This window comes from Microbacterium sp. 22195, from assembly GCF_052056515.1.
GTDB lineage: Bacteria > Actinomycetota > Actinomycetes > Actinomycetales > Microbacteriaceae > Microbacterium.
The window spans coordinates 286,159-296,404 of the sequence record NZ_JBQEPE010000005.1 but is presented as its reverse complement, the minus strand read 5'-3'; the positions used below and the strand labels follow the sequence as shown (position 1 = coordinate 296,404).

10 protein-coding genes are annotated in these 10,246 nt (G+C 70.2%); 5 read left to right on the top strand and 5 right to left on the bottom strand.

The window, feature by feature from the left end; translation table 11 throughout:
* Positions 1-51: 51 nt before the first annotated feature.
* The 4 genes from pstS to ACTJJ4_RS15595 form a co-directional block, all read right to left on the bottom strand.
* Complete coding sequence (gene pstS / locus ACTJJ4_RS15610; protein ID WP_440944156.1) at positions 52-1,161, bottom strand: phosphate ABC transporter substrate-binding protein PstS; 1,110 nt, start codon at positions 1,159-1,161, stop codon at positions 52-54.
* 122 nt (positions 1,162-1,283) lie between these two features.
* Positions 1,284-2,222 (bottom strand): NUDIX hydrolase, encoded by a 939-nt coding sequence (locus tag ACTJJ4_RS15605; RefSeq protein ID WP_440944155.1) that lies wholly within the window; start codon positions 2,220-2,222, stop codon positions 1,284-1,286.
* Complete coding sequence (locus ACTJJ4_RS15600) at positions 2,219-4,378, bottom strand: RNA degradosome polyphosphate kinase (protein WP_440944154.1); 2,160 nt, start codon at positions 4,376-4,378, stop codon at positions 2,219-2,221. Before ACTJJ4_RS15600 ends, ACTJJ4_RS15605 begins: the two co-directional genes overlap by 4 nt.
* A 40-nt stretch (positions 4,379-4,418) precedes the next feature.
* A complete protein-coding gene (locus tag ACTJJ4_RS15595) occupies positions 4,419-5,099 on the bottom strand; it encodes a winged helix-turn-helix transcriptional regulator (RefSeq protein ID WP_440944153.1) in 681 nt (226 codons plus the stop codon).
* 72 nt (positions 5,100-5,171) lie between these two features.
* Between ACTJJ4_RS15595 and ACTJJ4_RS15590 the strand changes: the two genes are divergently transcribed.
* The 4 genes from ACTJJ4_RS15590 to ACTJJ4_RS15575 all read left to right on the top strand — a co-directional run bounded on the left by ACTJJ4_RS15590 (position 5,172) and on the right by ACTJJ4_RS15575 (position 8,395).
* Complete coding sequence (locus ACTJJ4_RS15590) at positions 5,172-5,465, top strand: hypothetical protein (protein WP_440944152.1); 294 nt, start codon at positions 5,172-5,174, stop codon at positions 5,463-5,465.
* A gap of 232 nt (positions 5,466-5,697) precedes the next feature.
* Positions 5,698-6,306: an FABP family protein gene (locus ACTJJ4_RS15585; protein ID WP_292698256.1), complete on the top strand. Its 609-nt coding sequence runs from the start codon at positions 5,698-5,700 to the stop codon at positions 6,304-6,306.
* Positions 6,307-6,308: 2 nt separating this feature from the next.
* On the top strand, positions 6,309-7,403 hold the full coding sequence (ygfZ, locus tag ACTJJ4_RS15580) for a CAF17-like 4Fe-4S cluster assembly/insertion protein YgfZ (RefSeq protein WP_440944151.1): 1,095 nt from the start codon (positions 6,309-6,311) through the stop codon (positions 7,401-7,403).
* Between the two features lie 59 nt (positions 7,404-7,462).
* Entirely contained in the window at positions 7,463-8,395 is a 933-nt protein-coding gene (locus tag ACTJJ4_RS15575) for a hypothetical protein (RefSeq protein ID WP_440944150.1), read from the top strand.
* 1 nt (position 8,396) lies between these two features.
* Here ACTJJ4_RS15575 and ACTJJ4_RS15570 read toward each other — a convergent pair whose 3' ends face one another.
* The gene (locus ACTJJ4_RS15570) at positions 8,397-9,218 is read right to left on the bottom strand and encodes a class I SAM-dependent methyltransferase (RefSeq protein WP_440944149.1); all 822 of its coding nucleotides are present in this window, start codon (positions 9,216-9,218) and stop codon (positions 8,397-8,399) included.
* Between the two features lie 223 nt (positions 9,219-9,441).
* On the opposite strand from ACTJJ4_RS15570, the gene ACTJJ4_RS15565 reads away from it, so the two are divergent.
* Positions 9,442-10,185, top strand: a complete 744-nt coding sequence (locus ACTJJ4_RS15565; protein ID WP_440944148.1) for a phosphoglyceromutase — start codon at positions 9,442-9,444, stop codon at positions 10,183-10,185.
* Positions 10,186-10,246 lie beyond the last annotated feature (61 nt).

Genomic DNA, 10,246 nt, shown 5'->3' with positions numbered 1-10,246 from the left:
AAAAGACGGGGGGTCGAGGACGCTGTGCGCCGTCGACCCGCCGTCCGAAGGTCACTTGGTGACGATCAGGTCGATCGCGGCCTGTGCCTTGGTGCGGATCGTGTCCGAGATCGGGGCGGAGCCGGCGGCCTCGGCAGCGGCCTTCTGTCCCTCGGCGCTGATCGCCTCGGTGAAGAAGCCCTTGACCAGTGCGGCCTTGGCCGGGTCGGCGTACTTCTCGCAGCCGATCAGGTAGCTGACCAGCACGACCGGGTAGACGCCGGCCTCGGTGCTGGTGCGGTCGAGCTTGACGGCCAGGTCGGCCTTGCCCGAGCGCTCCTCCAGCGGCGAGTGGTCGACGATGGCGGCGGCGGCCTCGGGGGAGTACGGCACGAACTTGTCGCCGACCTTCACCGAGACGGTGCCGAGCTTGCCGGCGCGCGAGGCGTCGGCGTAGCCGATGGTGCCCTTGCCGCCCTCGACGGCCTGGACGACGCCCGAGGTGCCCTGTGCGGCCTCGCCGGACTGGATCGGCCACTCCTCGACCGAGCCGTGGGTCCAGACGGAGCCAGCGGCGGCCGACAGGTAGTCGGTGAAGTTGCCCGTGGTGCCGGACTTGTCCGCGCGGTGCACCGGGTTGATGGCCAGGTCGGGCAGCGTGACGTCCGGGTTGGTGGCGGCGATCTTCTCGTCGTTCCACTTGGTGATGGTGCCGGCGAAGATGCCCGCGAGGGTGTCGGCGTCGAGATCCAGCTTGTCCACGCCGTCGAGGTTGAAGATCACGGCGATCGGCGAGATGTACGCCGGGATCTCGACGATCGGGGAGTCGGCTTCGCAGCCCTTGAACTCCATGGAGGAGAGCTCATCGGTCTTGAACGCGCGGTCGGAGCCGGCGAAGTTGTAGGCGCCGGCGGCGAAGGAGTCGCGGCCCGCGCCGGAGCCCTGCGGGTCGTAGTCGACGGTCACGTCGCCGTTGGCGGTCTGGAAGGCCTTGGTCCAGGCTGCGATCGCGACCTCCTGGGAGGTGGCGCCGCCGCCGACGAGGTTGCCGCTCAGCGCCGGGCCGGAGGACGGCTTCTCGGAGCCGGCGGGGGTGCTGTTCTCGTTCGCGGCACAGCCGGCGAGGGCGAGGGCGGCGACCGCGCCGATGGCGGTGATGCGGGCGATACGGGAGATCTTCACTGTGGATCCGTTCGATCGGGAATGTGTGCGGCCCGGTGCAGGGCACACAGTGACGTTAGGAGGACCGGTTAACGAGACTCTCCCCGTCGGGTGAACGGAAGGTGAACGGATCGCGGCGGGAGTCAGATCTTGGGTTCGTGCGTCTCGATCGAGATGATCCCGGAGCCGGGGTTCGTGGCGGACAGGTGCACGACCGAGAAGCCCGCCATCCCCAGGCTGCTGGCGCTGTCGACGTAGGAGCCGTGCATGGTCCCGGTCGCCAGAGCCAGCTCGGAGAGGATGCCGGGGAGCACCGGGCCGTGGCTGCAGAGGACGGCGGCCTTGCGGGCCCGGACCCGGCGGCCGACGACCGCCCGGACGTCCTCGGTGCCGTTCTCCCAGGCATCCTGGCTGATCTTCGTGGTGACCCGCGCCGTGCGGCCGAGCTTCTTCTCCAGCGGCGCGACCGTCTGGCGGCAGCGCAGCGCGTCGCTGGAGACGATGCGCCGCACGCCGAAGGCGCGCAGCGGGGCGACGATGGCAGCCGCCTGGCGCTGGCCGCGATCGGTGAGCGGGCGCGCGGCATCCGCCCCTTCCCAGCCGTCGCGCCCGACGGCCTTCGCGTGCCGCAGCGCGATCAGCGGGAAGGTGTGCAGCACGCCGTCGTCGACCAGCCGTGCGAAGTTGTCGAGGATCTCCACGTCGACCGGGTAGCTGAGCCGTGAACGCGCCTTCTTCAGACTCACCCATTCGACCCCGGAGATCTCGCCGTTGGGCACGAAACTGGATGCCCGGATGGCCTCATCCGTCGCCTCCGCCGCCCAGTAGTGCACGACCTTCTGTCGCTTCGGCCGCATCCAGTACCGGCTGACGCCGACCGGCACACCGAGGGTGACCTTGATGCCGGTCTCCTCGCGCACCTCGCGCACGGCGGTCTGAGCCAGCATCTCGCCGGGGTCGACCTTGCCCTTGGGCAGCGTGACGTCACGGTACTTCGTGCGGTGGATCAGCAGGATGCGCAGCTTGTCCTCGACCAGGCGCCACACCACCGCGCCGGCCGCGAAGACCGCGGTGTCCGTCATCGGACCGTTCGCTTGCGGCGGCGGCTCTGCACGGCGAGCATCGTGCGGTCCTGCAGATCGACGAGCGGGGCGTCCTCGTCCCCGACCGCACGATTCCAGAGACCGCCCTCCAGGTGCCAGGAGTTCGTGCCGTCGTCCATCGCCAGATCGAACAGGTCGTGCAGCTCCTGGATGTGCTCCGGTGCCGACAGCCGGACCAGCGCCTCGACGCGGCGGTCGAGATTGCGGTGCATCATGTCGGCGCTGCCGATGTACACGACGGGGTCGCCGTCGTTGTCGAAGGCGAAGATGCGGGAGTGCTCCAGGTAGCGCCCCAGGATGCTGCGCACCGTGATGTTGTCGCTGACCCCGGGCAGGTCCACGCGCAGGCTGCAGATGCCGCGCACCCACACCTCGACCTTCACTCCGGCGATGCTGGCGCGGTACAGGGCGTCGATGATCTGCTCGTCCACCATCGAGTTGACCTTGATGCGCACGCGCGCCGGCTTGCCGTCCTCGGCGTTGCGACGCTCGCGGTCGATGAGCCGGAGCAGCCCCTTGCGCAGGTGCAGCGGCGCGACGAGCAGGCGCTTGAACTTCTTCTCGATCGCATAGCCGCTCAGCTCGTTGAAGAGCCTCGTGAGGTCCTTGCCGATCTGCGGGTCGGCGGTGAACAGCCCGAAGTCCTCGTAGATGCGGCTCGTCTTCGGGTTGTAGTTGCCCGTGCCGACGTGCGAGTAGTGGCGCAGCACGCCGTCCTCCTCGCGGATCACCAGCGCCAGCTTGCAGTGCGTCTTCAGCCCCACCAGGCCGTACACCACGTGCACGCCGGCCTTCTCGAGCTTGCGCGCCCAGACGATGTTGTTCGCCTCGTCGAAGCGCGCCTTCACCTCCACCAGCGCCAGCACCTGCTTGCCGGCCTCTGCGGCGTCGATCAGCGCCTGCACGATCGGGCTGTCGCCCGAGGTGCGGTACAGCGTCTGCTTGATGGCCAGCACCTGCGGGTCACGGGCCGCCTGCTCCAGGAACGCCTGCACACTGGTCGCGAACGACTCGTACGGGTGGTGCACCAGCACGTCGGCTCGGCCGATCGCCTTGAAGATGTCAGGGCGCTCATTGCTGTCGCCGGGCTGGAACGCGACCGCCGTGGTGGGCAGGTGGGGCGGGTACCGCAGGTCGGGCCGGTCGATGCGGGCCAGATCGAACAGGCCGCGCAGGTCGAGCGGGCCGGGGAGGCGGTAGACCTCCTGGTCGGTGATGTCGAGCTCCTTGATCAGCAGCTCGAGCGTCACATCGTCCATGTCGTCGGTGATCTCGAGGCGGATCGGCGGGCCGAAGCGACGGCGCAGCAGCTCGGCCTCGAGGGCCTGGATGAGGTTCTCGGACTCGTCCTCCTCGATCTCCACGTCCTCGTTCCTGGTGAGGCGGAACGCGTGGTGGTCGAGCACCTCCATGCCGGGGAAGAGGTCGTCCAGGTGGTTGGCGATCAGTTCCTCCAGGCGGATGAACCGGAGGATCTCGCCGGCGCCCGGCACCTCCACGAACCGGGGGAGCATCGGCGGCACCTTCAGGCGCGCGAAGTCCTGGCGACCGGTGCGGGCGTTGCGGATGCGGATGGCGAGGTTGAGCGACAGCCCGGAGATATAGGGGAACGGGTGCGCCGGGTCGACCGCCAGGGGCATGAGCACCGGGAACACCTGGGCCTGGAAGTACTCGCCCAGAGCGTCCCGCTCGGCATCCGTCAGGTCGCCCCACTCGGTGATCTCGATACCGGCGTCCGCCAGCGCAGGCTTGACCTGCTCGGTCCACACGTCGGCGTGGCGCAGCTGCAGGGCGTGCGCCTCGGCGGAGATGTCGGAGAGCACGTCGGTCGGCGCGCGGCCGACGTTGGTCGGCACCGCGAGCCCGGTGAGGATGCGGCGCTTGAGCCCCGCGACGCGCACCATGAAGAACTCGTCGAGGTTGCTGGCGAAGATCGCCAGGAAGTTGGCCCGCTCCAGCTCCGGCAGCGCCGGGTCCTCCGCCAGCTCCAGTACGCGCTGGTTGAACGCCAGCCAGCTCAGTTCGCGGTCGTGGTAGCGATGGTCGGGCAGCACGGCGTCTGGCGCCTCATGCGCATCGAAATCGTCGTCCTCGGCATCGCCCAGGCCGGCATCCACAACTACGGGTTCGATCATGGGGTACATCCTCGCATCCGCCGGTGACGTGTGGGTGAACTCAGTCGTCCGCCCGGTGATCCTCTTCGTTCAGGTTGAACCGGTACCCCACGTTGCGCACCGTGCCGATGATCTGCTCGGCCTCGCCGAGCTTGGCGCGCAGCCGTCGCACGTGCACGTCGACGGTGCGCGTGCCCCCGAAGTAGTCGTACCCCCACACGTCGCTGAGCAGTTGCTCGCGCGTGAAGACACGGGACGGGTGGGTGGCGAGGAAGTGCAGCAGCTGGAACTCCTTGTAGGTGAGGTCCAGCGGCCGGCCGTGCAGGCGGGCGGAGTACGACTGCTCGTCGATCGTGATGCCGGATGCCTGGATCCGGGTGGGCTCGTCGTCCGCGGCGGCGCGGGAGAGGGCGAGCCGCAGCCGCGCGTCGATCTCGGCGGGGCCCGCGTCGTGCAGCACGACATCGTCGAAGCCCCAGTCGGCGGCGACCGCGCTGAGGCCGCCCTCCGTCACGACGAGCAGCACGGGCAGCTCCACGGTCGCGGTGCGCAGGAACCGGCAGGCGGTGCGGGCCGCGACGAGGTCGGACCTGGCATCGACGAGGATCGCGTCGGCGTCGGGAAGAGTGAGCAGGTGGCCCGTGTCGAGCGGATGCCGGCGGATGCCGTGCGACAGCAGTCCGAGCGCGGGCAGAAGCGACTCCGCGTCGGCGGAGGTGCTGAGCACGAGCAGCAGGGCCACGCGTTGAGCATACTTGCCGCCGCGGTGCGGGTCCGCAGTCATGTCACAGCCGCGGATGAGTACGATGGCCGCATGTCCGAACCGGCTCTCGCCCCGCGCAACGCCTTCCACGGCGTCGTCGCCGTGTGGATCGCGTCGCTGGTGACGGCGATCGTCCTGGGCGTCGTGCTTCCCGAGCAGGCCCGTGTGACCTGGCTCCTGATCGCCTTCGGCGCCATGGTGCTGCTGGCTTTCGCGGTGCAGCTCGCCTATGGGCGCGCACAGGGATTCATCGTGCGGGTCGCGAGCAGCGTCGTCGGCGCTCTCGTCGTGATGGGCCTGGTCTCGGCGGTGTTCGGTCTCGCAGCGCTCGCCGCAGCCCTGTGATGCCACGGGTCGACTAGAGCGGGCGGAGCGCGCGGGCCGGGATCGTGCGGAACCGCACCGGCCTGCTGAGTGCTTCGGCAGTGCAGAGAGACTAGAGTGGGGCTCATGGATCCCGTCGCGCTCGAATTCTTCTTCCTCGGTCTGCTGGGACTGGCGAGCCTTGCGATCGCCTTCGTCGCCGGCGTCGTGCTCGTCAACCTGTTCCGCGGCCAGCGCTGATCAGACGTCCGTCGTGATCGATCTGCCCACGGATCTTCCCGCCGACCTCGCGCCGCTCTCGTGGCTGCTGGGCGTCTGGGAGGGCACCGGCGTCATCGAGTACACCGCGGGTGAGACGCGCTTCCAGGGCGAGTTCTCGCACCGCGTGAGCTTCAGCCATGACGGCGGTCCGTTCCTGAACTACGCGGCGACGGCCTCCTTCCTCGGTCTCGAGGGTCAGGACGAGCCCGTGCAGCTGCTCGCCGAGACCGGCTTCTGGCGTCTCGCGCGGCCGCGCACGGATGCCGATCCGGGCCCGGCTCTGCTGCCCCCGGCCGCCGCGGGCCCGGCGCGCACCGTCGACGACGTCGAGCAGCTGCGCAGCGCCGACGGGTTCCCGATCGAGGTCTCGGTCGCGCACTCCGACGGCACGCTCGAGCTGTACCTCGGCCGTATCGCCGGTCCCCGGATCGACATCTCCACGGATGCCGTGGTGCGCCCTGCGGGCGCGGCGACCAAGGAGTACACGGCGGCGAGCCGCATGTACGGCCTGGTCGACGGTCATCTGCTGTGGGCCTGGGACATCACCGCCCTCGGCGAGCAGTTGAAGTCGCACGCATCTGCGCGTCTCGCGAAGGTCTGAGCATGTCCGCTTTCGACGCGCTTCCCGGCGCTGTGCGCGACGGCGATCTGATCACGCACTTCGGCAACCCGATCATCGAGCAGCGGCAGCTCGCGCACGGCGAGGCGCTCGCGCCGCTGACGGACCGGGCGCTGATCGAGGTGGCAGGGGAGGACCGGCTCAGTTGGCTGGACTCGTTCACCTCCCAGTCGCTGGGGCGACTCCGCCCCGGCGCGAGCACGGAGCTGCTGATCCTGGACCCGCAGGGTCGCGTCGAGCACGCGGCCGGCGTGCTCGAGGACGGCGCCTCGGTATGGCTGATCGCCGATGCCGGTGACGCCGAGCAGCTCGCGACGTGGCTGAAGCGCATGGTGTTCCGTTCCCGTGTCACGGTCACGGTGCACCCGGATGCCGCCCTGGTCGGCTTCTTCGCCGGAGGCGACGCCGAGGGCCGGATCACGGCATCCGCTCCGCACGGCGTCCCGCTGATCTGGCGTGACCCGTGGCGCGAGGTGCAGCCCGGAGGCCACCAGTACGCAGTCGTCGACGGGCATCCGGCCGCGGACTACGCCTGGAGCGTGGCCGTGGTCGACGACGCATCCGCTCTGACCGGCCCCTTCGCGGGCGCGCTCGCCGCCGAGGCGCTGCGCGTCGCGGCATGGCGTCCGCGTTGGTCGCATGAGGTCGACGAGCGCACGATCCCGCACGAGTCCGACTGGATCCGAAGCGCGGTGCACCTGAACAAGGGCTGCTACCGCGGGCAGGAGACGGTCGCCAAGGTGCACAACCTCGGGCATCCGCCCCGTCGCCTGGCCGCCCTGCACCTGGACGGCAGCGACGTCGTGCTGCCCGCGCCCGGCGACGTCGTGCTCGCCGGCGATGACGAGGTCGGACACATCACCTCGGCGGCTCTGCACTTCGAGGAGGGCCCGATCGCCCTGGCGATCCTGTCCCGGCGGGCACCCGTCGGCGATCTGGTGGTGCGTTCCGAGGGCGTCGACATCGCGGCCGCGCAGCAGGTCATCGTCCCCGCGGACGCAGGTGCGACCGCCGATGTCCCGCGTCTGACGCGCCTCTCCCGCCGCCCGGTCGGCGAAGACCCCCGCAACGCCCGCTGAGGGGTCGTCCCGCCTCGCCCGGGATCCGCCGTCGTGCTCCCGGCGGATAGGGTCGATGGATGACGGGTGAGCTGAAGACGCGGATGCTGTGGAGCGACCTCCCCGATGAGGTCGTGCGCGAGGTCGAGAGGGTGCTGGACGCGCCGGTGGTCGAGGCCGTCAGCCAGGTCGAGGGCTTCTCACCGGGAAGCGCCGACCGGGTCGTCACCGCGACAGGGCGCCGGGCGTTCGTGAAGACCGTGCATCGCGACCGCAACGAGGGCGCGTACGAACTGCACCAGCGGGAGATCCAGGTCATGCGCCTGCTGCCGGGCACGGTGAGCGCCCCGGCCCTGCTCGGGTCGCTGGTGACCGACGAGTGGGCCGTTCTCGTGCTCGCCGACGTCGAGGGGCGCCATCCCGGCGGAGCGGGGGACGGGTCGGACGTGGTCGCCGTGCTCGACGCCTTCGCGACGTTCCCGAAGCTCGAGGGCGAGCCGCTCTCCGCCCTCCCGTCGGCGGCCGACGAGTTCGCCGAGGAGCAGGCCAGCTGGCGTGTGATCGAGGCGGAGGGCGTGGAGCTGCCGGCCTGGGCCGCCGCCAACCGCGGGCGGCTCCGCACCGCCGCGGAGCGTGTGCTCGAGGTCGTGGCGGGCGATCATCTCCAGCACTACGACGGCCGGGCCGACAACGTGCTGATGGATGCCGAGGGCAGGGCGTGGATCATCGACTGGCCGTGGGCCTCGGTCGGTGCGCGCTGGATGGACGGGCTGTTCTACCTGCTCGACGTGAGGCTGCGCGGAGAGACCGTCGACGTCGAGCAGGTGCTGGCGCAGCATCCGCTGTTCAACGGCGTGCCTCCGGCCGACGTCGACTCCGTGCTGGCGGCCGTCACCGGGCGCTTCTTCGTGAAGGCTCAGCTGCCCGCCCCGCCCGGTATGCCCACGCTGCGCGACTTCCAGTACCGCGAGGCGATCGCGGGGATGGAATGGCTTCGGCAGCGCTGGGGCTGAGTCAGGAGACCGGGGCGACGGTGGACCAGGGGACGGTCAGCTCGCCGAGGCGCCAGCGCGACTTGGTCCCCTGCACCGGGATGCCCTGAGCCCGGAGCGCCGTCACGGCCGCGAGCCACCTCTGCACCGGTCCGAAGGTCGACAGGGGAGCAGCGCGGTCCCACTCCCGGTCGAGCGCGGTGAGCAGCTCATGCACCCGCTCGCCCGGGACGTTGCGGTGGATGAGCGTCTTCGGCAGGCGCTCCGCGACGATCCCGGGGTGCTCGAGGTCGGCGAGCCGCAGCGAGATCGTGAACCGCACGGGCAGACCGTCGGATGCCACATCGACCCAGCTCGCGATGCGCCCCACCTCGTCGCAGGTCCCCTCGAAGAGCATCCCGCCCGGGGCGAGGCGGGAGGCGACGAGCCGCCAGGCATCCGCGACATCAGCCTCGTCGTACTGCCGCAGCACGTTCATCGCGCGGATCACGGCCGGGCGGCGGCCGCCGGGCAGTGGCACCTCGAAGCCGCCCCTCTCGAACGACACCGGCAGGTCGGAGGCGAAGGGAGTCCGACCCGCACGCACGTCCTGCAGCTGGGAGCGCGCCGTGGCCACGCGCTCCGGGTCGAGCTCGAGGCCGATGACCTCGGCATCCGCTCTCCTCTGCCGCAGTCGCTGGGCGAGCTCGAAAGCCGTCACGCCGCTGGCGCCGTAGCCCAGGTCGACGGCCAGGGGGTCAGCCGCCTTCCGGAGGGCCTCGGATGCCGCGATCCACCGGTCGTTCCGTCGCAGCCGGTTCGTCCCCGTCGTCCCCCGCGTGGGCTGTCCGACAGGTGTGGCCATGCCTCCATTCTCCCTCACCTACTACCCCTCCCATCCACGTCGCTCAGATCCCCGGATTCCCCTCGTATACGTCAGGGCGCAGCGACGTTCCCGGAGCGAGCATCGGGGAGGGACCCGCGCAGCGGGAGGGGCACCCGTTCTGCGAGCGAAGGGAACGTCGCTGCGCCCGCCACCAATGGTCACAACGTCCTTCCCGAAAAGCAGAAAAGATAAGCTGAGAACCATGACCCGCACTCTGATTCTTCTGCGTCACGGCCAGAGCGAATGGAACCAGCTCAACCTCTTCACGGGCTGGGTCGACGTCCGCCTCACCGAGCAGGGCAAGGCCGAGGCACGCCGCGGCGGCGAACTGCTCGCGGAGTCCGGCATCCTGCCCGACGTGCTGCACACCTCGGTGCTGAGCCGCGCGATCCAGACCGCGAACATCGCGCTGGACGCCGCCGACCGTCTGTGGATACCCGTGACCCGCTCGTGGCGCCTGAACGAGCGTCACTACGGCGCCCTGCAGGGCAAGGACAAGGCCCAGACGCTGGAGGAGTTCGGTCAGGAGCAGTTCATGCTGTGGCGCCGCTCGTTCGACGTGCCGCCGCCTCTGCTCGACGACGCCAGCGAGTTCAGCCAGGTGAACGACCCGCGCTACGTGGGCATCGATGGCGAGGTCCCGCGCACCGAGTCGCTCAAGCTCGTCATCGACCGCCTGCTGCCGTATTGGGAGTCCGCGATCGTCCCCGACCTCGAGGCGGGCAAGACGGTGCTGGTCACCGCCCACGGCAACTCGCTGCGCGGTCTGGTCAAGCACCTGGAGGGCATCAGCGACGACGACATCGCCGAGCTGAACATCCCCACCGGCATCCCGCTGGTCTACGAGCTCGACGACGACAACGTCCCGACCGGCCCCGGCCGCTACCTCGACCCCGAGGCCGCCGCCGCCGGTGCAGCCGCGGTCGCCGCGCAGGGCAAGAAGTAACGCGACGCAGAAGCGGGGGGGGGGGGGGGGGGGGAAGGGGGGCCGCAGTTTCTCTTTTTTT